26 protein-coding genes are annotated in these 24,178 nt (G+C 49.8%); 13 read left to right on the top strand and 13 right to left on the bottom strand.

Annotation, left to right across the window (positions count from 1 at the left end; all coding sequences use genetic code 11):
• Positions 1-5 precede the first annotated feature (5 nt).
• From efp to HMPREF2606_RS07045, 3 genes are read right to left on the bottom strand one after another with little or no spacing between them, the layout of a single operon-like run.
• Positions 6-566 (bottom strand): elongation factor P, encoded by a 561-nt coding sequence (gene efp / locus HMPREF2606_RS07055; protein WP_036490530.1) that lies wholly within the window; start codon positions 564-566, stop codon positions 6-8.
• Between the two features lie 42 nt (positions 567-608).
• Positions 609-1,766: an elongation factor P maturation arginine rhamnosyltransferase EarP gene (gene earP / locus HMPREF2606_RS07050; RefSeq protein ID WP_070712585.1), complete on the bottom strand. Its 1,158-nt coding sequence runs from the start codon at positions 1,764-1,766 to the stop codon at positions 609-611.
• Between the two features lie 31 nt (positions 1,767-1,797).
• Positions 1,798-2,076: a hypothetical protein gene (locus tag HMPREF2606_RS07045; protein ID WP_003682447.1), complete on the bottom strand. Its 279-nt coding sequence runs from the start codon at positions 2,074-2,076 to the stop codon at positions 1,798-1,800.
• A 102-nt stretch (positions 2,077-2,178) separates the two neighbouring features.
• Between HMPREF2606_RS07045 and nadE the strand changes: the two genes are divergently transcribed.
• The gene (gene nadE, locus HMPREF2606_RS07040; protein WP_070584199.1) at positions 2,179-2,967 is read left to right on the top strand and encodes an NAD(+) synthase; all 789 of its coding nucleotides are present in this window, start codon (positions 2,179-2,181) and stop codon (positions 2,965-2,967) included.
• A gap of 68 nt (positions 2,968-3,035) precedes the next feature.
• Here the strand turns inward: nadE and HMPREF2606_RS07035 are convergent, their stop codons facing one another.
• Positions 3,036-3,236: a protein MIGRI gene (locus HMPREF2606_RS07035; protein WP_003682450.1), complete on the bottom strand. Its 201-nt coding sequence runs from the start codon at positions 3,234-3,236 to the stop codon at positions 3,036-3,038.
• 116 nt (positions 3,237-3,352) lie between these two features.
• Between HMPREF2606_RS07035 and HMPREF2606_RS07030 the strand changes: the two genes are divergently transcribed.
• A complete protein-coding gene (locus tag HMPREF2606_RS07030; RefSeq protein ID WP_070843469.1) occupies positions 3,353-4,492 on the top strand; it encodes a homoserine O-succinyltransferase MetX in 1,140 nt (379 codons plus the stop codon).
• Positions 4,489-5,070 carry a methionine biosynthesis protein MetW gene (metW, locus tag HMPREF2606_RS07025; protein ID WP_004519858.1) on the top strand — a complete coding sequence of 194 codons (582 nt, stop codon included), beginning with the start codon at positions 4,489-4,491 and terminating at the stop codon, positions 5,068-5,070. Before HMPREF2606_RS07030 ends, metW begins: the two co-directional genes overlap by 4 nt.
• A 95-nt stretch (positions 5,071-5,165) precedes the next feature.
• Here metW and HMPREF2606_RS07020 read toward each other — a convergent pair whose 3' ends face one another.
• Together HMPREF2606_RS07020 and HMPREF2606_RS07015 are read right to left on the bottom strand one after the other, a co-directional pair.
• Positions 5,166-5,630 (bottom strand): low molecular weight protein-tyrosine-phosphatase, encoded by a 465-nt coding sequence (locus HMPREF2606_RS07020; RefSeq protein WP_070460025.1) that lies wholly within the window; start codon positions 5,628-5,630, stop codon positions 5,166-5,168.
• Positions 5,631-5,716: 86 nt separating this feature from the next.
• Positions 5,717-6,817 carry a conjugal transfer protein gene (locus HMPREF2606_RS07015; RefSeq protein WP_070584203.1) on the bottom strand — a complete coding sequence of 367 codons (1,101 nt, stop codon included), beginning with the start codon at positions 6,815-6,817 and terminating at the stop codon, positions 5,717-5,719.
• A gap of 204 nt (positions 6,818-7,021) precedes the next feature.
• Between HMPREF2606_RS07015 and gloA the strand changes: the two genes are divergently transcribed.
• Complete coding sequence (gloA, locus tag HMPREF2606_RS07010; protein ID WP_039864394.1) at positions 7,022-7,435, top strand: lactoylglutathione lyase; 414 nt, start codon at positions 7,022-7,024, stop codon at positions 7,433-7,435.
• Positions 7,436-7,487: 52 nt separating this feature from the next.
• On the opposite strand, the gene HMPREF2606_RS07005 is transcribed toward gloA, so the two are convergent.
• Both HMPREF2606_RS07005 and HMPREF2606_RS07000 read right to left on the bottom strand, forming a co-directional pair.
• Positions 7,488-8,237 carry a lysophospholipid acyltransferase family protein gene (locus HMPREF2606_RS07005; RefSeq protein WP_070843468.1) on the bottom strand — a complete coding sequence of 250 codons (750 nt, stop codon included), beginning with the start codon at positions 8,235-8,237 and terminating at the stop codon, positions 7,488-7,490.
• A gap of 56 nt (positions 8,238-8,293) precedes the next feature.
• Positions 8,294-9,049 (bottom strand): GNAT family N-acetyltransferase, encoded by a 756-nt coding sequence (locus HMPREF2606_RS07000; protein ID WP_070843467.1) that lies wholly within the window; start codon positions 9,047-9,049, stop codon positions 8,294-8,296.
• A gap of 307 nt (positions 9,050-9,356) precedes the next feature.
• Between HMPREF2606_RS07000 and HMPREF2606_RS06995 the strand changes: the two genes are divergently transcribed.
• From HMPREF2606_RS06995 to HMPREF2606_RS06980, 4 genes are all read left to right on the top strand, one after another.
• A complete protein-coding gene (locus HMPREF2606_RS06995) occupies positions 9,357-10,688 on the top strand; it encodes a YadA-like family protein (protein ID WP_070843466.1) in 1,332 nt (443 codons plus the stop codon).
• A 94-nt stretch (positions 10,689-10,782) separates the two neighbouring features.
• Positions 10,783-11,715 carry an AEC family transporter gene (locus HMPREF2606_RS06990; protein WP_070843465.1) on the top strand — a complete coding sequence of 311 codons (933 nt, stop codon included), beginning with the start codon at positions 10,783-10,785 and terminating at the stop codon, positions 11,713-11,715.
• 182 nt (positions 11,716-11,897) lie between these two features.
• Positions 11,898-12,371 (top strand): iron-sulfur cluster repair protein DnrN, encoded by a 474-nt coding sequence (dnrN, locus tag HMPREF2606_RS06985; RefSeq protein ID WP_070843464.1) that lies wholly within the window; start codon positions 11,898-11,900, stop codon positions 12,369-12,371.
• Positions 12,372-12,528: 157 nt separating this feature from the next.
• Positions 12,529-13,254: a DUF8095 domain-containing protein gene (locus tag HMPREF2606_RS06980; RefSeq protein ID WP_049344700.1), complete on the top strand. Its 726-nt coding sequence runs from the start codon at positions 12,529-12,531 to the stop codon at positions 13,252-13,254.
• 41 nt (positions 13,255-13,295) lie between these two features.
• Here the strand turns inward: HMPREF2606_RS06980 and HMPREF2606_RS06975 are convergent, their stop codons facing one another.
• Positions 13,296-14,261, bottom strand: coding sequence for a tRNA dihydrouridine synthase (locus tag HMPREF2606_RS06975; RefSeq protein WP_049344699.1), 966 nt, complete (start codon positions 14,259-14,261; stop codon positions 13,296-13,298).
• Positions 14,262-14,344: 83 nt separating this feature from the next.
• On the opposite strand from HMPREF2606_RS06975, the gene HMPREF2606_RS06970 reads away from it, so the two are divergent.
• Together HMPREF2606_RS06970 and HMPREF2606_RS06965 are read left to right on the top strand one after the other, a co-directional pair.
• On the top strand, positions 14,345-15,919 hold the full coding sequence (locus HMPREF2606_RS06970; RefSeq protein ID WP_070843463.1) for a glycosyltransferase family 2 protein: 1,575 nt from the start codon (positions 14,345-14,347) through the stop codon (positions 15,917-15,919).
• Between the two features lie 222 nt (positions 15,920-16,141).
• Positions 16,142-17,470 (top strand): anaerobic C4-dicarboxylate transporter family protein, encoded by a 1,329-nt coding sequence (locus HMPREF2606_RS06965; RefSeq protein ID WP_070712608.1) that lies wholly within the window; start codon positions 16,142-16,144, stop codon positions 17,468-17,470.
• Positions 17,471-17,539: 69 nt separating this feature from the next.
• On the opposite strand, the gene HMPREF2606_RS06960 is transcribed toward HMPREF2606_RS06965, so the two are convergent.
• Complete coding sequence (locus HMPREF2606_RS06960; protein ID WP_070712610.1) at positions 17,540-17,965, bottom strand: DUF4124 domain-containing protein; 426 nt, start codon at positions 17,963-17,965, stop codon at positions 17,540-17,542.
• A gap of 189 nt (positions 17,966-18,154) precedes the next feature.
• Here HMPREF2606_RS06960 and guaB point away from each other — a divergent pair, with 189 nt between their 5' ends.
• Both guaB and waaF read left to right on the top strand, forming a co-directional pair.
• The gene (gene guaB / locus HMPREF2606_RS06955; protein ID WP_003678893.1) at positions 18,155-19,618 is read left to right on the top strand and encodes an IMP dehydrogenase; all 1,464 of its coding nucleotides are present in this window, start codon (positions 18,155-18,157) and stop codon (positions 19,616-19,618) included.
• Between the two features lie 284 nt (positions 19,619-19,902).
• Positions 19,903-20,922: a lipopolysaccharide heptosyltransferase II gene (gene waaF / locus HMPREF2606_RS06950; protein ID WP_070712612.1), complete on the top strand. Its 1,020-nt coding sequence runs from the start codon at positions 19,903-19,905 to the stop codon at positions 20,920-20,922.
• 143 nt (positions 20,923-21,065) lie between these two features.
• On the opposite strand, the gene HMPREF2606_RS06945 is transcribed toward waaF, so the two are convergent.
• From HMPREF2606_RS06945 to rlmJ, 3 genes are all read right to left on the bottom strand, one after another.
• Entirely contained in the window at positions 21,066-22,040 is a 975-nt protein-coding gene (locus HMPREF2606_RS06945) for a class 1 fructose-bisphosphatase (protein ID WP_070712614.1), read from the bottom strand.
• Between the two features lie 67 nt (positions 22,041-22,107).
• Positions 22,108-22,461 (bottom strand): CSN8/SAC3 domain-containing protein, encoded by a 354-nt coding sequence (locus tag HMPREF2606_RS06940; RefSeq protein WP_070712616.1) that lies wholly within the window; start codon positions 22,459-22,461, stop codon positions 22,108-22,110.
• 130 nt (positions 22,462-22,591) lie between these two features.
• Complete coding sequence (gene rlmJ / locus HMPREF2606_RS06935) at positions 22,592-23,437, bottom strand: 23S rRNA (adenine(2030)-N(6))-methyltransferase RlmJ (protein ID WP_070712619.1); 846 nt, start codon at positions 23,435-23,437, stop codon at positions 22,592-22,594.
• A 125-nt stretch (positions 23,438-23,562) separates the two neighbouring features.
• On the opposite strand from rlmJ, the gene HMPREF2606_RS06930 reads away from it, so the two are divergent.
• On the top strand, positions 23,563-24,177 hold the full coding sequence (locus HMPREF2606_RS06930; protein ID WP_003683409.1) for a riboflavin synthase: 615 nt from the start codon (positions 23,563-23,565) through the stop codon (positions 24,175-24,177).
• Position 24,178 lies beyond the last annotated feature (1 nt).

Genomic DNA, 24,178 nt, shown 5'->3' with positions numbered 1-24,178 from the left:
GCTGATTAGGCGCGTTTGCGGAATTCGCCGGTACGGGTATCGATTTCGATTTTGTCGCCGTTTTCGATGTAAGACATCACTTGGATTTCAGTGCCGCCGACCAGACGTGCGGTTTTCATCACTTTGCCGGAAGTATCGCCTTTAACGGCAGGCTCGGTGTATTCAACTTCGCGAACGATGATGGTAGGCAATTCTACGGAGATTGGGTTGCCTTCGTAGAAAGTGACTTCGCATTGGTCTTCCATGCCGTCAACGATGAATTTCAACGCGTCGCCGATGTTGTCGGCTTCGATTTCGTATTGGTTGAACTCTTCGTCCATGAAGACGTACATTGGGTCGGCAAAGTAGCTGTAAGTACAGTTTTTGCGGGACAGGATTACGACGTCGAATTTGTCGTCGGCTTTGTAAATGGTTTCAGTAGCGGCACCGGTCAGCAGGTTTTTCAGTTTCATGCTGACTTTGGCGGAAGAGCGGCCGCCTTTGATGTATTCGGTTTTTTGAACGACCATAGGATCGTTGCCGACCATGAATACGTTGCCGGCGCGCAGTTCTTGTGCTGTTTTCATTGTGGTTTTCCAATCAAATCGGTTGTAATAAAACGCGCTATTTTAGCGTATTTTTTTGTGCTTTGAAATAAAGGCGGCAAGTTTTTCGACGGCACTTTTTTGGGCAAAAAGTCCGTCCCGCCATTTTGCCGCGCTTTGGCGCCATTCGTTTTGATGTGCCGTCAGGGTTTGCCATGCCTGCAGGCGTTGGTTGTCGCTGAGTGCTTTACCGTTGTTGAGTTCGTCGGAAAGGAGGCGGTGTGCCGTGGCGACAACATCCGGATAAACTTGATGCGCTTTGTCCCAAAAAGCGTGCAGCTTGTCGAGATGGATATTTTCTTCTTGCAGATAGATGTGCCAAAAGAAAGGTTTTCCGGCGAGCTGGGCGCGAACAAAGCTGTCTTCGCCGCGTATGACGGCGCCGTCGGCAAGGTTGAGCAGTTTGTCAAAATCCTGTTGGGCAACGAAAGGGATTTTGATCAGGGTAATGTGTTCGCTCTGATACACATCGCCGTCTTCAAGCAGGGCGTTTTGCGGTACTAGGCCGCTGTTTTTCAGGCTGGCGATGATTTGTGTACCTGCAAGCAGCAAGGTAATGGGTTGGCCGGCCTGTTGCCACATGGTCAGCCATTTTGCCCAAATATCGCTTTGATAGCCGAAAAGCAGCCATTCGGGCGCGTTTTTTGCGGGAAGTTTGAGTTGTCGGCGTAAGGTTTCCGTATCAAAGCGGGCAAATTCGGCGTAATCACGTTCGCGCAGCAGGCCGCCGCTTTTTTCGCTGAAACCCATAAACCAAAAGTATTTCTGTATGCCGCCGGCTTGGAGCGAGGGCATTAAGTGCAGCCTCTCGTTGCTGTCTTCTGCGCTGAGGTATTCCCAGTTGAGCCAAAGCGGTTGATGTTGGCGAATGATGGTTTGAACGTTGTCGGGCAGTTCGCAGGCGAAGGTTTCGATGACGATGTCTGGGGTAGGGGCTGTATCGGTATCTTCGGCATGGTCGGCTTGCCAGGCGTGAATGCCGATGCCTTGATGGATATTGGGAATCGAGGCCAAATCAGGGCAGATTGCCTGAAGGGACGGGAAATCGTCTGTCCATAAATGCACTTGCCAGCCGAGTTCCCGTTGCAAAACACGCGCTAGCCGCCATGAAACGCCGATGTCGCCGAAGTTGTCGATGACATTGCAGAAAATCCAGCAGGTATAAGGTGAGGTGGTGTTCATGGAAAAATATGCCCAAGGCCGTCTGAAAACATCAGAATGCGCCGAAATAGTGGAATAAATAAACAATCAGCAAAACAATCGGGATAAACATCCAAATGCTTTGCCGTTTCAATTCGGGCTCTTGTTTGAGGTGGTGTTTGATGACGTCAAAGAGGACGAATTTAAATAGGAACGTGGCTTCGCAGGCAAGGATGATGCCGTTGATGAGGTGTTGCGTTTTGTCTTCGGGCGGGTTGAGGGCAAACCACAAAAGGGTGGCGAGCGGAATCAGGCAGACGACGAGCCAGCGCAGAAGGATGGGTTTGGACATGGTGTGCGTGCAAGAAATAAAAAGGGCATTATACCCTGTCGTCTTTCAGACAAGTGCAAATCAGGCTATCATTCGTTTTATTTGAAGCGAACATTTATCCCTATGCAAACCCAAGCCATCATCCGCCATATCGTTCAATGGCTCAAAGATTACGCCGAGCAGGCGCGTGCTAAAGGTTTTGTCGTCGGCGTATCCGGCGGCATCGATTCTGCCGTGGTTTCCACACTTGCCGCGCAAACCGGTTTGTCGGTTTTGTTGTTGGAAATGCCGATTCGTCAGAAATCCGACCAAGTAAACCGCGCGCAAGAACACATGGGCCGTCTGAAACAGCGTTATCCGAATGTAAAAGCGCAAAGCGTTGATTTGACTCCGGCGTTCGATACGTTTGCCGATACCGTTGACGTCAGCGAAACCGAATTTTCCAATAAACAGCTGGCACTGGCCAATGCACGCAGCCGCCTTCGCATGACGACGCTGTATTATTACGGCCAGTTGCATGGTTTGTTGGTGGCGGGGACGGGCAACAAAATTGAAGATTTCGGCGTCGGTTTCTTCACCAAATACGGCGACGGCGGCGTGGACATCAGCCCGATTGCCGATTTGACCAAAACTCAGGTGTACGCGTTGGCAGCCGAGTTGGATGTATCGGAGGATATTCAAAAAGCCGTACCGACGGACGGACTTTGGGATACCGAGCGTACCGATGAAGAACAAATGGGCGCATCTTATCCCGAACTCGAATGGGCGATGAGTGTGTACGACAGCCACAAGCCTGAAGATTTTGAAGGCAGACAGCGCGAAGTTTTGGCAATCTATACCCGATTGCACAAAGCCATGCAGCACAAAGTCAATCCGATTCCGGTTTGCAAGATTCCGGAAGAGCTGTTTTAAATTTGAACATCAAAAGGCCGTCTGAAAACGCTGGATTAAGGTTTTCAGACGGCCTTTTATATTTTATTTCAATAAGAATTAGGAATATGCTTGAAAAACAGCATCATCAGATACCAAAACAGCGTAGCGGCCGCCGCGCCCAGCAATACCCACGCGCTGATTTTGGCGATTTCCCGAATGGTGCGCTTTTGTTTGCGGCTGAACAAACGGTTCACAATCAATGCCGCTATGGCGCAAAAGAAAAAAAATCGTAAAAGCCTGCCTATCATTCCACATTCTCCTAAAAATATTGCCTTTAATCAGGGCAGGCCGTCTGAAGCCTCATGCACAAAACAAAAACGAAACGTTATAATACCCCTTTTGCCGCTTCACTTGGAAATTACAAATGACAACAAATGCCTCAGTGGGCATTGTAACGCCCCAGAAAATCCCGTTTGACACACCGCTTGCTCTGGAAAACGGCAAAACCTTACCCCGTTTCGACCTAATGATTGAAACCTATGGCACACTCAATGCCGACAAAAGCAACGCCGTTCTTATCTGCCACGCCCTGTCAGGCAATCATCACGTTGCCGGCAAGCACAGTGCGGAGGATAAATACGCCGGTTGGTGGGACAATATGGTCGGCCCCGGCAAACCTATTGATACCGACCGCTTTTTCGTTATCGGTTTGAACAACTTGGGCGGCTGCGACGGCAGTACCGGCCCTTTATCCGAAAATCCTGAAACCGGCCGCGAATATGGCGCGGATTTTCCGGTTGTAACCGTCAAAGACTGGGTGAAGTCGCAATCCATGCTTGCCGATTATCTCGGCATTCAAAAATGGGCGGCCATTGTTGGCGGCAGCTTGGGCGGTATGCAGGCATTGCAATGGACGATTTCTTTGCCTGAACGCGTTGCTCATGCGCTCGTTATCGCTTCTGCACCTAAACTTTCCACTCAAAACATCGCGTTTAACGATGTTGCCCGTCAGGCCATTTTGACCGATCCCGATTTCCATGAAGGCAATTACCGCAGCCATCATACCGTTCCTTCACGCGGTTTGCGTATTGCGCGCATGATGGGGCACATCACCTATCTTGCCGAAGACGGCTTGGGTCAAAAATTTGGCCGCGATTTAAAATCAGACGGCTATCAGTATGGTTACGGCGTTGAATTTGAAGTGGAATCTTATCTGCGCTATCAAGGCGACAAGTTTGTCGGCCGTTTTGATGCCAATACTTATCTGCTGATGACCAAGGCACTCGACTACTTCGACCCGGCCGCCGATTACGGCCACAACCTCACGCGCGCCGTGGAGAATGTGCAGGCCAAATTTTTTGTTGCCAGCTTTAGCACTGACTGGCGCTTCTCGCCGCAACGTTCGCATGAATTGGTCAAGGCATTAATCGCCGCACAAAAATCTGTGCAGTACATTGAAGTCAAATCCAATCATGGACACGATGCCTTCTTGATGGAGGACGAAGCCTATATCCGCGCTGTTGCCGCTTATATGAACAACGTTTACAAGGACTGCCAAAAATGAATCTGCGCGACGATTTGCAACTCATTTACGATTGGATACCCGAAGGCAGCCGCGTACTCGATTTAGGCTGCGGCGACGGCGAACTGTTGGCCGCGTTGGTGGAACATAAAAATTGCACCGGCTACGGCGTTGAAATCGATACCGACAGCGTGATTGCTGCTATATCCCGCGGTGTGAACGTCATTCAAGCCGATTTAGAAGAAGGTTTGGTGGCTTTTGGTGATCAAAGTTTTGATGTGATTGTCTTGAGCCAAACCATTCAGGCGATGCAGAACACGGAAAAAATCCTGCGCTGCCTAATGCGCGTGGCCAAGCAGGCTATTGTCAGCTTCCCTAATTTCGGCTACTGGCGCAACCGTTTTCAAATCGCCGTTGGCGGCCATATGCCGGTTTCCGAGCGGATGCCGTATCATTGGTACGATACGCCCAATATCCATTGGTGTACCCTCAAAGACTTCGATTTATTGTGCGCAAAAAACAAAATCCGCGTGCTTGAGCGTGCGGTCATGACGGGCAACCGACAGGTCAAACATCTGCCGAATTTATTGGGCAGCCTGGCGTTTTATCGCGTAGGTTGATTGCGGTTATCAATAAAGGCCGTCTGAACAGGTAATCACGAAAGCATGGCTTTTGCGGATAGCTGTTCAGACGGCCTTTTATTGTTAAAGTCGGTTTAAGCCTGTTTCAATTTTTCCAACAAGGCCAAACTGCCGGCATCGACCAGACGGTAGGTTTCGTCAAAGTCGCCCGTGTACCACGGATCGGGAACGTGGTTGTACCCTGAATCGGGGATAAGGTCGGTCAGTTTGAAGATTTTGCCAGGGTGGAAACCGAGCTGCTTTTCAGTTTCTCTGAGGTTGTTGTCGTCCATCACGATGATGTAGTCGAAATGCTCGGCATCGCTGGGTTTGATTTTGCTGCTGGTAAAGCCTGACGGGTCGATGCCGTGTTGCTTGAGTGCGCGGCGCGTGCCTTCGTGCATGTCTTCTCCGTCGTGCCAACCTGATGTGCCTACGCTGGCAGTAATGACAGCATTGCCCATGCCTGCTTCGCGGGCGCGATGGCGCAGGACGTATTCGGCCATGGGGGAGCGGCAGATGTTGCCGAGGCAGACGAAAAGGATTTTGTGGGTTTTCATATGCGTGAAAATGAGCGGTAAGGTTTGAAAATCAATGCAACACGTTAAACCGTTTTCAGACGGCCTTGGCGTGTTGCATTTTCAATTTAGTTTACATTGCTGAAGAAAGGATTATGGCCTTCCAGTTTCAACGCTTGGGCATAAGTCGGGATGTTCTCGTTTTCGCCCAATGGGTTGTGCAGCAGGTAGAGGTGCTCGATTCGGCATTCGGCCATCAGGTCGAGGAAGTTTTGCTGAACGATGGCGATATTGTCGGTTGAAGCCAGCTCCCAAGTGAAGGTCTGTGGAACGATTTCAAACGCGCTGTCTGTCGCGTTGAAGCTGAACTGGAGCTTGCCGTCCGCCTTGGCTGCGGCAACAACGCCGACACGCGGGCTTTGCATACGGATGGCGCGGATGGCGTTGGTGGCAAAAACGTCCATGGCCATGCGTTGGCGGGTGTGGTTGCCATCGGTCAGCGCGTCAAGCGGCGTATTGGGCGAGAGCGGGTTAGTAAAGAGGGTAACGCCGTCGAGGGCGAGATGCTCTTGCCAAACCTGCATCAATGGCAGGCCTGCCTGTTGCAGGTTTAGACCCAAGGCCGTCTGAATGTCTTTATTGCCGTAGCCCAGCGCGTAAACAACATGGACGGATTGACCTTCGGGCAGCGTCAATGGTTTGTATTCGAATTTTTGCAGGAATGCGCCTGCCACTTCATCGTTTTGCTTGGCTTGGAACCATTCGCCCGGGGTAACGCTGCTCAAATCGGTCGATTGGACGAGGTAAGGCAGCCATTGCGTGTTTTGCGTGAGGGCACGCAGGTTGGGGTAGTTTTGCAGGCAGGCGAAGAGGGCTTCGGTAGGCAGCGTAAGCGGCAGGGTTTGTTCTTTTTTGCAACCGGCGACCAAAACGACAGGCAGGGCAAACCATTGGGCTTCGTTATCGTTTTCTGCCTTCAGGACTTCGCCCACGCTTTGAATCAGGCTGGTGTAAGTGCCGACATCGGGCGCCATGGTCATCGCCAATGAAAGGTTGATGTAATGGTTTTGGCTGAGCATGGTGCGGATTTCGGTTTGAAGTTGGCCGGCCGAAAGCTTGCGTGATGCGGAGGAGGAGTTGTGCGCCAGCTGATAGGCATTGAGCAGAAGGTAGTTTTTGATAGGGCTCTGCGGATAAGGGCGGGTATCTGGAAGAACAAAGGTTTTCATGACGGTTTGAAGTGTTGTGTTGTAAGTGTGGCGATTATAGCAATTTAGTCAGTCGGTGTGCTTGTTAATACATGAAATTCAAATGACGGCAGGGTGTGTGCTTCATTTTTATGCAGTTTCAGTGTCGGTATTTTGAGGCTGAAGAGGATGGTGCCCGATGTGTTATAATCCATGACCAAACATAATTCAGAAAGGAACAAAATCATGCGCTTGCTTCATACTATGCTGCGTGTCGGCAATCTCGAACGCTCTTTGGATTTCTATCAAAACGTATTGAATATGCAACTGCTGCGCCGCCGCGATTATCCTGAAGGCCGTTTTACTTTGGCTTTTGTCGGTTATGGCGATGAAGCGGATCATACTGTTTTGGAACTGACCCACAACTGGGATACCGAGTCTTACAACTTGGGCGATGCTTACGGCCACATCGCGATTGAAGTCGATGATGCTTACGCCGCGTGCGAACGTGTCAAAGAAATGGGTGGCAAAGTGGTACGCGAAGCCGGTCCGATGAAACACGGCACGACTGTGATTGCGTTTGTCGAAGATCCGGACGGCTACAAAATTGAATTTATTCAAAAGAAAAGTGGTAGCGATTCGGTACAATATTCATCTTAAGACATAAGATAATGGAAAAGGCCGTCTGAACATTCAGACGGCCTTTTTTTGATCAGCCCAACTGTTTTTGCTTTTCGCTCAACAGGGCGTGTACGTGAAGCGCGGTAGCATAGCGGTCTTCTCCCGCTTCAATCGGATCGAGGAAATGCAGCTCGACCATGCTGGAAGGTTGGCTGATGACCATGCAGATGGATTGCCAGAGGCTGATGTCGCCGTAGTAGGCAGTGTGCGGATTGGGGCTGCTGCCGTCCGGATTCGGATAGCGGCAGAGTGCCGGAATAATCGGTACGCCTGCATCATAGGCCGTCTGAAAAAAGCTGGGTTTGAACGGCAGGATTTCACGGCCTTCGGTACTGGTACCTTCGGGAAAAATAGTGACGGTATCGCCGTTTTTCAGTGCTTCGGTTACGCCGGCGATTTTGGCGGAATTGCCTTTGATGCCGCGGTTGCGCGAAACGTAAACCGTTTGCGCCTGTGTGGCGAGATAACCGACCACAGGCCATTTGGCCACATCGTCTTTAGCCACAAAACGGCCGGGGAAAGCACCGTTGACCGCCATAATGTCCAACCATGAAATATGGTTGCTGATAAGCATCTGGCCGCGGCCTTCTTGCGGCGGCGTGCCGAAAGTTTGCAGTTTCATGCCGCAGGAAGCGAGCACGCGCAGCGACCATAATTGGATCGCGCGCAGTTTGCGTTTGCTGCTGTAAAAGGGAAACAGAAAAAACATTTCGGCCATGCCGTACAAAAGGCAGCCGGCAATACAGAAAAGACGGAAGATAAAACGGATTTTGGCGGTCATTGTGTGTGTTTTTATAAAGATTAGGTAGGCCGTCTGAAGTTTCAGACGGCCTTTTATTATGAATCGGTTTTAGGGGCAAAACGCTGCAAGTAGCGGTCGGAAAGGTGGTTGATGTCCATCATGATCAGCACATCCGCGCAGTTGAATGCTTCATCGACGCAAGGCTCGCCGCAGAACCACGCGCCTGCTTTGAGATAGCCTTTGATCAGGGCGGGTACAGGCGGATTTTCAGACGGCGTGATGCTGTCCCATTTGAGCGGGTTGAGCGGTTTGACACACCATTGTGCCGGGGCAAGGTATTTGTCTTTCAAAGCATGATACAGGCCGGCCGCATCGTTGCCGCCGTCACGCATTTCGATACTGCCGCAACCAATCATAAAGCGCAGGTTTTCGTCTTTCATGAATTTGACCAAACCGGTCCACAACAGCATGACCAAGCCGCCGTTGCGGTAGTCCGGGTGGGTACAGGCGCGGCCGAGTTCTACGGTTTGCGGCAGAATGTGTTTCAAAGGCTCAAGGTCGAATTCATGCTCGCTGTACCAGCCGCCGACTTTTTTTGCGGTTTCTTCGGTAATCAGGCGGTAGCAACCGATAACTTCGCCGGTTGCATCGTCAAACGCGAGCAGATGGTGGCAATGTTCATCATAAGGATCGACATCGCGGCCGTCATCGCTTTCGATTTCCGCCCCCAGTTCTTGGGCAAAAACCTGATAGCGCAATCTTTGGGCGGCTTCGATTTCAGCTTGGGTTTCTGCAAGGCGTACGCTCAGGCCGATTTTGGGGCCCGTTTGATTGAAACGGCTGGGGGACATGATGTTTCCTGTTTGAAGAAAATGGCTGATTATAGCGGATATACGGACAGATTTATATTGATTTGCTTTGCGGTAGGGCAAATTATGTCGGGTTGTTGGAAAAAGGCTTCAGGCCGTCTGAAACTGATGGTTGTTTAGAAAGATGGCCAGGAACATTTGCCAGGATGTTTGAAATTTATGACACAAATCAAAATATCTATCCAAACTATTTAATATGAGAATAAAAATATATACAATATAACTAGTTCAAAAGTATTAATACGATTGAACGAGATATTTTTAATATTCAAAAATGGAGAATATAAAGATGAAACTGAATGTATCGCTCAGTCCTTTGTGTTTGGCTTTAGCGCTTTTTTCCGGTACTGCGTATGCGGATGGAGTTATTGTTGCCGGAACCATGCACAAGACGGGTTCTTTGGCTGTCGGTAAAGAATCCGTATCGGGCGAAAATGCCGCTGCAGTTGGCGACAAGGCTAAAGCAGGTGGCTATAAGGCGGCTGCTTTGGGTTATGATTCTGCCGCTTCCGGTTTGAGCGCAACTGCTTTGGGTGGCGAATCCAAAGCTGAGGCATTGCGGTCGGTGGCGGTTGGCTTTCGGGCCCATGCCAAGGGAACAAATGATGTAGCAGTCGGTGGCGCAGCGGCTGCTTCTGGCGGTCAATCCGTTGCAGTCGGTCTGCTGTCCAAGGCTTCGGCTTTGCGTGCCGTTGCAGTAGGTAATGGCGCTCAGGCAAGTAATATTGATGCAGTAGCTATCGGCAGAGATAGTGAGGCGGATGCGCTCAGCGCGACGGCCTTAGGTGATCGAGCTAAAGCACGTGGAACTCAATCACTTGCGCTGGCATCGGCTGCTGAAGCAGAAGGTTATCAAGCAGTGGCGGTCGGTACGCGTGCGGTATCGAATGCCGTAAACAGTGTAGCTTTGGGTGTCGAGTCTTCCGCTACAGCCTTGAACGGTCTGGCTGTCGGCACCAGCTCCAGCGTGCGTAAAGAAGGTGGTACGGCAGTCGGCGGCGGTGCATCGGCTTTGGAAGAGAAATCTTTGGCACTCGGTTTCCAAGCCAAAGGTAAAGCCGAGAAAGCGGTGGCTCTGGGTGCGCAAAGCATCGCAGATTTGGCTGCAGGTCAGGCAGGCTATGATTTTGCGACACAGTCGGAAAGTCAATCTGAAGACAAGACATGGAAATCGACATTGGGCGCGGTTTCAGTTGGCAATGAAAAGGACAGCCGTCAAATTACCCATGTGGCTGCCGGTACTCAGGATACGGATGCAGTAAATGTGGCTCAGGTCAAAAGGCTTGCGGAAAGATGGCAGGCCGACAGTCAGCAAAAAGAGTCGGCAGTGGCCGCTCAAATCAATCAGATACGAGTTGAAACACGAGTAGAAATGAAAAAACTGGAAGACCGTGCGGATGCCGGCTCTGCCGCTGCGATTGCGGTGGGTAATCTGGGACAAGCTTATCAGCCGGGACAGGGTGCGGTATCCATTGGCAGCGGCGTTTGGCGCGGAAAGGCCGGTTTTGCTGTCGGAGTCTCGAAAGTATCCGCCAGCGGCAAATGGCTGGTGAAAGGTTCGGCTGTCGGCGCATCTAAGGGTGGTGCAGGCGGTGGAGCCAGCGTAACCTATCTGTGGTAGAAAATTTCAGATGGCCTTGAATGTTGAGGCCGTCTGAATTTGGCATGCGAAGCGGTAGAAGCGTAAAATCAACGTTTTTGCCGCTTTTTTTATTATGGAAACCTCTTTCCTGCTTGCCGGAAAAATTACCGAGCTGACGTTGATTGTTTTGATGGGCGTGGTCTTGGTGAAGGCAGGGCTGTTGAAATCGGAAAACAGCTACACGCTCTCCGTCATTGCGCTTTATTTGATTAGCCCGTCCGTCATGATTCATGCCTTTCAGATGGACAATACGCCGCAGATTATCGAAGGGTTGAAGCTTTCCGTCATGCTGGCGGTGTTTTTTCATGTGGTTTTGATTGTTTTGGGCAGGTTGTTTAAACACTTGTTCAAACTCGATGCGCTCGAACACGCGGCGACGGTGTACAGCAATTCGGGCAACTTGATTATCCCTTTGGTAATGTCGGTCTTTGGTGCGGAATGGGTGATTTACACCAGCGGTTTTATCATGGTGCAGACGTTTTTATTTTGGACGCATCTGCGCCTGTTGATTTGCGGCCGCGGCAATGTGGCTTGGAAAACCATTTTCACCAATATCAACATTTTATCCATGTTGGTCGGGCTACTGATGTTTGCCTTTCAAATCAAGCTGCCGCATATTGTCGATAATACTTTGGCGACGGTGGGCGGCATGATTGGGCCGGTTGCCATGTTGGTGGCAGGCATGCTTTTGGCTTCTTTGCCGCTGCGTTCGATTGTGTGGACGCCGAGGCTTTATCTCGTTGCTTTTTTAAGGCTGATTTTGATTCCGGTATTATTGCTTTTCGCCGTTAAAGCCTGCGGTTTTGCCCATCATGATGCGCATGCGGATACGGTTGTGTTAATCAGCTTTTTGGCAACGACTTCGCCTGCCGCTTCGACAGTTACCCAAATGGCGGTTGTTTACGGCAAAAATGCCCAAAAAGCCAGCGCGATTTATGGGCTGACGACCTTGCTTTGTGTGGTAACCATGCCGGTAATGATTGCGTTATATCGTTGGATTATTTAAGAAAAGGGCAGGCCGTCTGAAACTTTGACTTTATGTTTCAGATGGCCTGTTTGGTATTTTAATTTTGAAAATAACTTTTATTATCAATTAATTACGCAATTAAAAAACTATACAAAGCCGTTTGCAGCGTGTATCCTTATGTCTAACATTCATCCAATATCAATCTTTAAAGGAACACAGCCATGACCGACTTTACCCTTTGGGAAACCGCGCCTTTCAATTCTACGATTGACCATATCCTGCAACGGTATCACAACGTTCACCGCGCCCAGTTTGAAGAGTTGGTTCCGCTGGCGCAAAAAGTAGCGCAGGTTCATGCCGATACTTTCCCTGCCGAAGTGGCCGATTTGTTGGCCTATATGCAAAACGAGCTGTTGATGCACATGATGAAAGAGGAGCGCATGTTGTTCCCGATGATTAATCAGGGCGTGGGCCGTGGTGCGGCCATGCCCATCAGCGTGATGATGCACGAGCATGAAGAACACGACCAAGCCATCGCGCGTTTGGAAGAATTGACCAATAATTTTGAGCTTCCCGAAGGTGCTTGCGGCAGCTGGACCCGTTTGTACGCATTGGCCAAAGAGATGGTGGACGATTTGAAAGACCACATCCACTTGGAAAATGAGATTTTGTTCCCCCGCGTTTTAGCTTCTTAAGAATTGATGTTAATCAAGGCCGTCTGAATGTTCAGACGGCCTGTTCTTTAATCCCTTGCTAAGTTAGTACAATAGTTCTAAAATTTTAATAAAGAAACAAAAATAAGCAGTAAAGGCACACATCCGTTTTTTTGTTTACTTGAGAAGGAGTTTATGAATGAAACATTCTAAAGTTTTACTATCGGGTATTCTGTTTGCTGCTGTGACTGCATGCGCCCAAGCGACGGACGGTAGCTGGAGTGCCCTGCAGGATACGAAAACAGGTGTGCAGTCGCGACCTTATTATGAATTTGGCAATGTGGTTCAGAAGATTTCTTTTAAGAAAACCGGTAATCCGGAAAATGGTCTGAAAAAGCCTGTCTTGACGGTGTATCGCCAGGGCAAGCTGTTGGGCGAAGCATATAATTTGGAAGCCTCTCATGGCAGCTCCTTGTTGCCAACCCTGTTTCTGGTAAACGGCAAGTCATTAAATGTAAATGACGGCAACGATAAAAAACAATTGGCTTCTGCGAAGAGAATCGATTTTTACGATTTCGGTCACGGCCGTATCGGCCATGCAGTCTTTACCGCGCCTAACGGTATCTGTCAGGATATGAAACACGGCAAAGGCGTTTCCTACAAGCTGGTTACCAACTATGTTAATTTTCCGGATTATCCTTCGCCTGAAAATATCTTGATTATCACTGCGCAAGGCAAATATGAGCAAGACGGGTTTATATTGGATGCCACTGAGTCAAGAGTGACCAGTGCCAATAAAGAGTTTGCCAAAAAATATGGCGAAGCCCTGAAATCCAAGAATGGCCCTGAGACCAGGCATGTGAATATGGCCAATGCAGCCAGTGCGGAAAAAGGCAGACTGTTGGCTGATTATATCTGTCAGTAATCATATTAAAGGCCGTCTGAAATTCAGACGGCCTTTTTGAATCATGAATGCATCTCTTGTTCAAACGACAGCAGAATCTGTTTTACTTCATCCGCTTCTTTGACGGCACGGATACGGTCGAACAATATCTGTGCCTGTTCAAACTCTTTTTTCATCATGCCCAGCCACTGTTTCAAACGGGCAACCGGATATTTGTTGTTGGCCTCTTTGGCAAGGCATAAGTCGAAGAATTGGACTATCCATGAGGAGACTTCGGCAAAGTCGGTGTCTTTCACTGTTTCGCCGTTTTCATATTGCTTGATTTGCCGCGCCAAGTCTGGACGGATAACCGCGCCGCGCCCGAGCATCACGCTGTCGCAGCCGCTGACGGTTTTAATGTCGAGATAGTCTTGAAGGCTGAACACATCGCCGTTGGCGGTAACGGGAATACTGACTGCATCGCGGATTTTGCGCACCCATTCCCAATGTGCCGGCGGCTCGTAGCCTTCGACTTTGGTGCGCGCGTGGACGGTCAACGCGCATGCGCCGCCGTTTTCAATCGCGGAAGCGCATTCCAATGCCAGACTTTTGTCTTCATAACCGAGCCGCATCTTGGCAGTCAGCGGAATGTGTTGCGGCAGGCGTTGGCGCAGGGTGTGGACGATGTGGTAAATCAAGTCGGGCTCTTTGAGTAAGACCGCGCCGCCTTTGTGTTTGTTGACCGTCGGCGCGGGGCAGCCGAAGTTGAGGTCGATTTTGTCCGCGCCGAAACGCACGGCTTCCAAAGCATTGACGGCCATGTTTTCCGCATCGCTGCCCAAAAGTTGGACAGTACAGGGTGTGCCGGCCGGCGTGCGGTTGGCATGGGCGATTTCGGGAACATATTTAAGCCAAGTGGCGCGTGAGTGGACCGTGTGCGTAATGCGGACAAATTCGCTGACGCATTCGTCAAATCCGCCAATACGCGTCAACAGGTCACGCATCACATCGTCCACCAGCCCCTGCATGGGGGCAAGAATAAGCTGCATGAGTCAGGCCGTCTGAAAAAAGGAGGACATATTGTAGCGGTATATCGGTTAAAATACAGCTTCCTTTTTCAGACGGCCTTTTTATGATGCACACAATTCCGGCAACCGCCGCCATGTTGGTAAAAAATTCAGAACGTTATCTTTCAGAAGTTTTGAGTGCGCTGAAAGACTTTGACGAAGTCCTGCTGTTGGACAACGGCTCGACCGACCGTACTTTTGAAATTGCCAAGGGCTTTCCCAATGTCAGCTATTACAAGCATGACTTTATCGGGTTTGGCCCGATGAAAAATCTGGCGGCCAGACTGGCGCAAAACGATTGGATTTTCAGCATAGACAGCGATGAAGTGGCGGATGAGGCTTTAATCGAATCCATTCGTGCGGCCGTTTTGGAAAATGAGAAGGAACATATTTTTTCGCTTTCCCGTCTGAACCATTACCACGGCAGACTGATTAAAGGCTGCGGCTGGTATCCGGATATTATTCCACGCCTTTATCATCGCAGATTTACCCGTTTTTCCGACCGTCAGGTGCATGAGTCTTTGGTGTTGCCGCAGGAAGCTAAGGTTAAACAACTTGATGGCCGTCTGAAACATTATTCTTTTGAAAACGCCGAAGGGCTGATTCAGAAAATGCAGCAGTACAGCTCGCTGTATGCGGAAGAAAATCGTTTTAAGAAAGACAGTTCGCCGTTTAAGGCTTTGCTGCATGGCGGCGTATCGTTTGTGAAGAATTACCTGCTCAAGCGCGGTTTTGCCTATGGTGCAGACGGCCTGACGATTTCAGTTTCCAATGCACAAGGTTCGTATTACAAATATGTCAAACTCTACGAGCGCAACCGCACGATAACCGTCTCCCTCATCATCACCACTTACAATCGCCCCGATGCTTTGGAGCTGGTGTTGAAATCGGCTTTATCGCAAACCCGTCTGCCGGATGAGATTATTGTCGCGGATGACGGCTCAAGGCAGGAAACCGCCGAAGTGGTTGATTTTATCCGCTGCAGGACAAGTATTCCCGTTAAGCATTCATGGCAGCCGGATAGAGGCTTTCGTGCTGCCGAATCGCGCAACCGTGCGCTGGCGCAGGCGAAAAGCGATTATATTGTGTTGATTGACGGCGATATGGTCTTGGATCCGTCTTTTATCGCCGATCATTTGAAGATTGCCCGCAAAGGACGTCTGATACAGGGTTCCCGCGTGATTTTGACTGAGGATAAAACGCAGGATATTTTGAACGAAGGCGATTTGCCTGCCTTGTCCATGTTCAGCTCGGGGATAGAAAAACGGCTTTCCGCCCTGCGCTGCCGTTGTTTGGCCAAATTGGCAGGCCGAAAAGGCAACCGCAAACACAAAGGCATCAAAACCTGTAATATGGGATTTTTCCGCAGCGATGCGCTTGCCGTCAACGGGTTTGACAATAGCTTTGTCGGCTGGGGCAGGGAGGACAGCGAATTTGTCGCCCGTTGCTATCATAACGGAATGAAGCGCCATAATTTGAAATTTGCCGGCATTGCGTACCACCTCTGGCACAATGAGGCAGAACGCGATTCATTGCCGCAAAACGATGCCTTGTTGGAGGCGACTTTGTCAGAACGTAAAATCCGCTGTGTTCATGGCGTATCGGATTTTGTAAAAGATGAAGAAGTAGCCGGAAAATAGCCTTATCATCTTTTTAAATCATAGAGGCCGTCTGAAAATCTTCAGACGGCCTTTTTTGTGTTTTTAAAAACCTAGCGGTTAAATGAGAATATTATTTATTTAATATAGATCAGTATGTATAATTAGGTAAAGTATGGTTATGGAAGAGGGTTTACTCTATAATCCAACCGTTTGTAATTTTATTTCGGTCAAAGCCGGATTTTGGGAGTTGTTATGTCAACTATGTTTTTTATCCAGTTTGCCGTTGTGCTGCTGTGTATCCTGATTGGTGCGCAGGTTGGTGGTATTGGTTTGGGCGTGCTTGGCGGTATCGGCTTGGCCGTATTGTCTTTTGGTTTCCATCTTCAACCGACCAGCCCGCCGATTGATGTGATGCTGATGATTATGGCAGTAGTTTCTGCCGCGGCGGCCATGCAGGCCAGTGGCGGTTTGGACTATATGATTAAGATTGCCACGCGCGTGTTGCACCGCAATCCGAAATACATCACCTTTATCGCGCCGGCGGTGACTTATACCTTTACCGTGTTGGCAGGTACGGGCCATGTGGCTTACTCGGTTTTACCCGTGATTGCCGAAGTCAGCCGTCGCAATGGCATCCGTCCTTCCCGTCCGCTGACGATGGCTGTTATCGCTTCCCAATTTGCGATTGTCGCCAGCCCGATTGCCGCCGCGGTTGTTGCCTGCGTTACTATGCTTGAGCCGCAACACATTACAATGGCGGATGTGTTGAAAGTGACCGTTCCGTCCACAATTTTGGGTATCGGTTTGGCTTGCGTGCTCGTAAACAAACTGGGCAAAGAGTTGAAAGACGATCCGCATTATCAGGCTTTGCTGAAAGACCCGAACTATGTGAAAGAATACATCGATGTGGAAGAGCAAAAAACCGATGTTGCCATTTCGCCGAAAGCCAAATTGTCGGTCGGTATTTTCTTGACTGCGGCATTGCTGGTGGTGGTAATGGGTGCGCTGCCTGAGCTGCGTCCGGCTTTTGAACACGATGGCGCGATCAAGCCTATGGGCATGGCGCATACGATTGAAATCGTGATGTTGTCTGCTTCTGCGCTGATTATTTTGACGTGTAAACCCAATGGCGATGCGATTACCCGAGGTTCGGTATTCCATGCCGGTATGCGTGCCGTGATTGCGGTATTTGGCGTGGCTTGGTTGGGCGATACCTTGATGAACGGCCACTTAACAGAAGTAGAATCGACCGTCAGTCATTTGGTTGAGTCTGCACCATGGACCTTTGCCTTTGCCCTGTTTGTCTTGTCGGTATTGGTCAACAGCCAAGGCGCGACAGTGGCAACGCTATTTCCAATCGCCATCAAACTGGGTATTCCTGCGCCCATCATTATCGGCACATTCGTTGCGGTAAACGGCTATTTCTTCATTCCGAACTACGGCCCGATTATTGCCGCTATCGACTTCGATACAACCGGCTCGACCAAAATCGGCAAATTTATCTTCAACCACAGCTTCATGATTCCGGGCCTGTTGAGCATGGCATTCAGTTTAGCCATCGGTTTGTTGTTGGTTCAGGTGTATTATTGATAGGCTAAAAAAATAAGGCCGTCTGAAATTAAATTTCAGACGGCCTTTTTGATATTGTTATTCGTGAGCTTAATTGCAGTATTTATTGACGTCGTTTTGGTATTGCTTAATCAGGCTGTCGCGATTGGCCAAGCGTGCGCTTTCGGCGACTTGGCGGTTGATTTTGGCGATTTTGCAGTTTTCCAGCTTGTTTTGGCGGTTTTGCTCTTCGATTTTTTTATTGCGTTCTTCGATTTGTTTGTTTTGTTCCGCAACCTGTTCGTTGGGCTGCTCGGCAACCGGCTCAGATGCCGCAACAGCAGGCGCAACGGCAGGTTTGACGTTGTGCGTGCGGATGTTGACCACGCCGGAACGCTTCGGTTGCAGACGGTTTGGCGTATCGGAGTAGCTGTTGCCCGATGCGCCTTTCCAAGTGTAAACCTCGGCCGCGCCGGTCAGGGCGGCGGAAGAGAGAAGGGCTGCTGTCAGACAGGTTTTGAGTACGGAAGATTTCATGGGTTTCCCTTATGTAAATGATGTTCTCATCCAACCTATTTTACTTGAAACTGCAATGCGTTGGCATATTTTTGTACTGCAGATCAAATCATGTAAAAAAATAACGTTAAAACGTGTATTGCCAATGTTAGCATCAAGCCGGTGTGATATAATGCCGTGCATCTTGCACAAACTGAAAGACCGAGCATCATGCGTATTGTAGAAAAAGCCTATACTTTCGACGACGTTTTGTTGGTTCCAGCGCACTCAAACGTGCTGCCTCGAGATGTCAAACTTCAAACCAAACTCACCCGCGATATCACGCTCAACCTCCCTCTACTTTCTGCTGCAATGGATACCGTTACTGAAGCGCGTCTAGCCATCTCTATGGCTCAAGAAGGCGGCATCGGCATTATCCATAAAAACATGACGCCGGAGTTGCAAGCGCGTGCCGTTTCCAAAGTGAAGCGCCATGAGAGCGGCGTGGTGAAAGATCCCGTTACCGTTGCACCGACCGCATTGATCCGCGAAGTTTTGGAAATGCGCGCACAACGCAAACGCAAAATGTCCGGTCTGCCTGTTGTTGAAAACGGCAAAGTGGTCGGTATCGTGACCAACCGCGACCTGCGTTTTGAAAACCGTGTCGATCTGCCGGTTTCTGCCATCATGACTCCCCGCGACCGTTTGGTTACCGTACCTGAAGGTACCAGCATTGATGAAGCCCGCGAAATCATGCATGCGCACAAAGTTGAGCGCGTTTTGGTGTTGAACGACCAAGACGAACTCAAAGGTCTGATTACAGTTAAAGATATTCTGAAAACAACCGAATTCCCTAATGCCAACAAAGATGCCGAAGGCCGTCTGCGCGTCGGTGCCGCGGTGGGTACCGGCGGAGATACCGAGGAGCGCGTTAAAGCATTGGTGGAAGCAGGCGTGGACGTAATTGTGGTCGATACTGCCCACGGTCATAGTCAAGGCGTTATCGATCGCGTGCGCTGGGTAAAAGAAACCTATCCGCACATCCAAGTCATCGGCGGTAACATTGCTACTGCTAAAGCCGCTTTGGATTTGGTGGCTGCCGGTGCGGATGCTGTTAAAGTCGGTATCGGCCCGGGTTCGATTTGTACGACCCGTATCGTGGCAGGCGTGGGCGTGCCTCAACTGACTGCGATTCACAATGTTTCCGAAGCCCTGAAAGGTACAGGCGTTCCCCTGATTGCCGACGGCGGTATCCGCTTCTCCGGCGATATTGCCAAAGCTCTGGCAGCAGGTGCATATAGCGTCATGCTCGGCGGTATGTTTGCCGGTACGGAAGAAGCACCGGGCGAAATCGAACTCTACCAAGGCCGCTCTTACAAGTCTTACCGCGGCATGGGTTCGTTGGGTGCGATGAGCCAAGGTTCTGCCGACCGCTACTTCCAAGACAAAACCGACAGCACAGACAAATATGTTCCTGAAGGCATCGAAGGCCGCGTTCCTTATAAAGGCCCGATTGTGAACATCATCCACCAGCTGACCGGCGGCCTGCGCTCCAGCATGGGTTATTTGGGTTGCGCCAATATTGCTGAAATGCACGAGAAAGCAGAATTTGTGGAAATCACTTCTGCCGGTATGAGCGAATCCCACGTTCACGACGTACAAATCACTAAAGAAGCGCCTAACTACCATCGTTAAACGAGTATAAAAAGGTCGTCTGAAAATATTTCAGACGGCCTTTCTGTTTTTATAAGGTTTTAAAAATGAAGCAAATATTGCTTGCCGCCGTTATGCTTAGTATTTGGGGCGTGGTATTTGCAGAATAATTGGGGAGACAAACGTTTCACGCGCTCAAACCAGAGTGCATCTGTTGAAATGACATGTATCAACTAGTACGTTTTGAACTGAGCGATTAAACCGAGTTTCAGATGGCCTTTTAAAAATCGTATTACAATAAGCTAAAATTAAAAACACATTCCATTATGTCCAAAAAAATCCTGATTATTACCCCAAGCTGGATTGGCGACTGTGTCATGACCCAACCGCTTTATCGTCGTTTGCATGAGCTGCATCCCGGCTGCACCATTGATGCTTTTGCACCCAAATGGTCGATGGCCGTATTTGAGCGTATGCCTGAAATCAACCGTGTGATGGAAAATCCGTTTGGACATGGTGCGTTGGAATTGAAAAAACGCTGGCGTATCGGGCGTGAATTGGGAAAAGAAGGCTATGATCAAGTAATTGTTTTGCCCGGTTCGCTCAAATCCGCCATCATTGCCTTGGCTACGGGCATTAAGCAGCGTACGGGCTACGTCGGTGAGTCGCGCTATTTTTTGTTGAACGATATCCGCAAGTTGGATAAGGCTGCGTTGCCTCTGATGGTCGACCGCTATACTGCGCTGGCGCATCCGACCCAAGCGGATTTTAACGGGCATTCCGATAATCCGTGTTTTAAGATTGATTCCGAAAACCGTCAAGCCGCTTTGGCAAAACATGGTTTAGCGACGGATAAACCGATTTTGGCATTTTGTCCCGGTGCGGAATATGGCCCGGCCAAGCGTTGGCCTGCGCGTCATTTTGCCGAACTCGGCCACCGATATTTGGCTGAAGGTTGGCAGGTTTGGCTGTTTGGTTCGCAAAAAGATTTTGATATTGCAGATGAAATCAACCGGCTTTCAGACGGCCTGTGTACCAATCTTTGCGGCAAAACCAATCTTTCGGAGGCGATTGATTTGTTGTCTTGCGCCGATACGGTTGTGTGCAACGACAGCGGTCTGATGCACCTTGCGGCCGCGCTTGATCGAAAATTGGTTGCGGTTTACGGCTCATCCAGCCCTGACCATACGCCGCCTCTAAGCCAAAAGGCAAAAATCGTCAGTTTGAATTTGGATTGCTCGCCTTGTTTCAAACGCGAATGTCCATTAGGGCATACGGATTGTTTGAACAAGCTGACACCGGATAGGGTGCAACAAGCGGCGGAAGAGCTGGCTCGTTCGGCGTAATCCAATAAAAATTAGATGGAAAACAACAAAGGGCGGATTTGAATCTGCCCTTTTGATTTTTCGTTTCTTTTATTTTTTAACAAAAGGCCGTCTGAAAATCATATTACAGACGGCCTTTTTTAGTTTGAAATCAATACATCTGATTATTTTTGATGCAGATTATAAACGTATTCTACTTCTTCTCGGCTGCCCATGAATACGGCAACACGTTGGTGCAGGCCGGTAGGTTGGATGTCGAGCATGGCTTCGATGGCGTCGTTTGATGCGCCGCCGGCTTGTTCCATAAGCAGGCTCATCGGGTTGGCTTCGTACATCAGGCGCAGTTTGCCCGGTTTGGATGGGTCGCGTTTGTCTTGCGGATACATAAATACGCCGCCGCGCATCAGGATGCGGTGAATTTCGGCAACCATGCTGGCAACCCAGCGCATATTGTAGTTTTTGCCGCGTACGCCGGTTTCGCCTGCCAGCAATTCGTCAATGTATTGTTGAACAGGGGTGAACCAATGTCTTTGGTTAGACATATTGATGGCGAATTCTTTAGTGGATTCTGGAACACGCGGATTTTCTTTGGTCAGCAGGAATTGGTTGGCATCGTCCAGAGTGAAGACGAATACGCCGTGACCGACAGTCAGTACCAGTTGGGTTTGCGGACCGTATAAAACATAACCAGCGGCTACTTGGTCGCGGCCTTTTTGTAGGAAGGATTCGGTAGTCAATGCGCCTTCAGGTTTCGCCAAAATGGAGAAGATGGTGCCGACGGAGATGTTGACGTCGATATTGGAAGAGCCGTCTAACGGGTCAAACAATACCAAATAGCCGCCGTTTTCTTGTGTGGCGACGTAGGTGTCTTCTTCTTCGCTGGCAAGGCCTGCGATGTTGGCATTGGCTTTTAAAACATCAATCATGATGTTGTTGGCGATAACGTCAAGTTTCTTTTGGTCTTCGCCTTGGATGTTGCCAGTACCTGCCATACCCAAAACGCCGGAAAGCGCGCCGAGGCGGACTTTGGCGTTGATGTCCAAACAGGCGGCGGCTACGGATTCCAGTATGCTGGCCAGCTCTTGCGGCAGTTTGTGTTCGGGCAGGTGTTGGGCTAAGAATTGGTTCAGTGTCTTCATGGTTTCACTCTTTTCCTAAGTTTGAATCGGGTATTTTTCAATTTCAGACCGTCTGAAAACGGCGTGTTCATTTGGTTTTGCTGTCGGCCATGCCTAAAACTTCTTTAGTGCAGGCGATGCTGGTGTCTTTGATGCGTTTTTTTAGCTCGTCGCTCATGGTGTTGCTGCCGCCCAAAAGTGAGGTTGCTTCTTCGGGGCTGATTTTATCAACTGTTTTTTCACCGATACAGCGGCAGATTTTTTCAGTGGTCGCGGAATCAAACGGGCTTTTTCCGGAAGCTTTTTCTACGCAGGCTTCGGTTGCCGAGCGGACAAATTCGGTGCGGAAACTTTGGGTAAATTCTTCTTTAAATTCGTTTTTTGCGGATTCGCTGCACGCGCAAAGCAGGAGCGTGCAGGCTAGGGGTGTGCGTATATTCATGAGTGGACGGCCGTTAATTGTTATGTTGTGAATTGTAGTGGAAAAAGGCTTAAGTATAAAGGGTTAAGGCCGTCTGAACAGGTATGGTGGCAAAATCGAAGCGCTTGGGTATGCGTTCAGACGACGGCGTTTATTTCGTTTTACTTTCCAATACATAATGCGCGCCTGCATCTTGCGCCAAAATTTTGGAAAGTTCGGGCAGATTGTTTTGCAACTGTTCGGCAAGCATGTAGGGCGGATTGATGACGAACATGCCGCTGCCGTGCATACCGAAGCCGTCGCTGCGCGGCGTATGGACATGAAGCTCGGCGTGCAGATAATTGTCGGGAGCGATTTTTTTGAGTTCGTCCGGCAGTTTGCGGCTTTCTTCGCGGCTCAAGCAAGGATACCAAACCATGTAGCAGCCGGTTTCAAAGCGTTTCAAGGCATCTTTCAAGACTTGGACGACACGGCGGTAGTCTTGTTTTTCTTCGTAGGGCGGATCAATCAAGACGGCGGCACGGCGGGGCGGAGGAGGCAAGAGTGAAATCAGGCCTTGATAACCGTCCGCTTGGCTGACCTGCACTTTACGCGCAGGACGGACTTCGCGCATATTGTTTTGCAAATGGACAAAATCGGCAGGATGCAGCTCAAAGAGGCGCATTTTGTCGCTGTCGCGCGTGAGCGCCTGTGCCAGCCAAGGCGAGCCGCAGTAAAGGTTGTCTTGCGGCAGTATTTGTTTCAGACGGCCTACAAATTCAGCCAATTCGGAAGGCAGCTTGTCAGCTTGTTCCAAGAGCGCAATGCCTTGTTTGTATTCACCGACTTTTTGCGCTTCATCGCCGCTCAAATCATACAAACCGGCACCGCTGTGCGTATCGATATACCAATAAGGCTTGTCTTTGCGGTTGAAATATTCGAGGATGAGGAAGAGGGTAAAGTGCTTGAGCATATCGGCATGGTTGCCGGCATGGAAGGCGTGGCGGTAGCTGAGCATGATCGGGCTGCGGAAATAAAAATCCGATTATACCCCAAACCATCGCCATCACCGCTTTCAGACGGCCTTTGTGCCTGGAAAATGCTACAATATCCGCCTTATCGTACCATCGGAAAGAAGACATCATGTTTACAGGCATCGTACAAGGCATGGGCAAAATTACAGACATCGCCCAACCTTCTCCCGACTTTCGTACCCACACAGTCGAGCTGCCCCCCGAAATCGCCGACAATCTGCAAACCGGCGCCTCTGTCGCCAACAATGGCTGCTGCCTGACCATTACCCGAATCGACGGCAACAAAGTCAGCTTTGATTTGATGGACGAAACCTTACGCAAAACCAATCTCGGCAGCTTGAAAGTCGGCGACAGTGTCAATTTGGAACGCGCGGCACGATTTGGCGATGAAATCGGCGGTCATGTGATGAGCGGCCATGTGATGGCGGTTACCCGAATTTCCCGAATTGAATCAAGCGAGTTCAACCGCACAGTTTGGTTTGAGCTGCCGGAAAACCTCAAGCCCTACATCCTGACCAAAGGCTTTGTCGGTTTGGACGGTTGCAGCCTGACCATAGGCGAAGTCAGCGACAGCGAATTTTGCGTACACCTGATTCCGGAGACTTTGGAGCGTACCCTGTTTGGCAGCCGCAAAGAAGGCGATCTCATCAATATTGAAATCGATCCGCAAACCCAAGCCGTTGTCGATACCGTGATGCGTGTATTGGCACAAAAGGCCGTCTGAA

The organism is Neisseria sp. HMSC070H10, assembly GCF_001837635.1.
Classification (GTDB): domain Bacteria; phylum Pseudomonadota; class Gammaproteobacteria; order Burkholderiales; family Neisseriaceae; genus Neisseria; species Neisseria subflava_A.
Note: the sequence above shows the minus strand (reverse complement) of the source record. Positions and strands in the feature narration are given on the sequence as shown.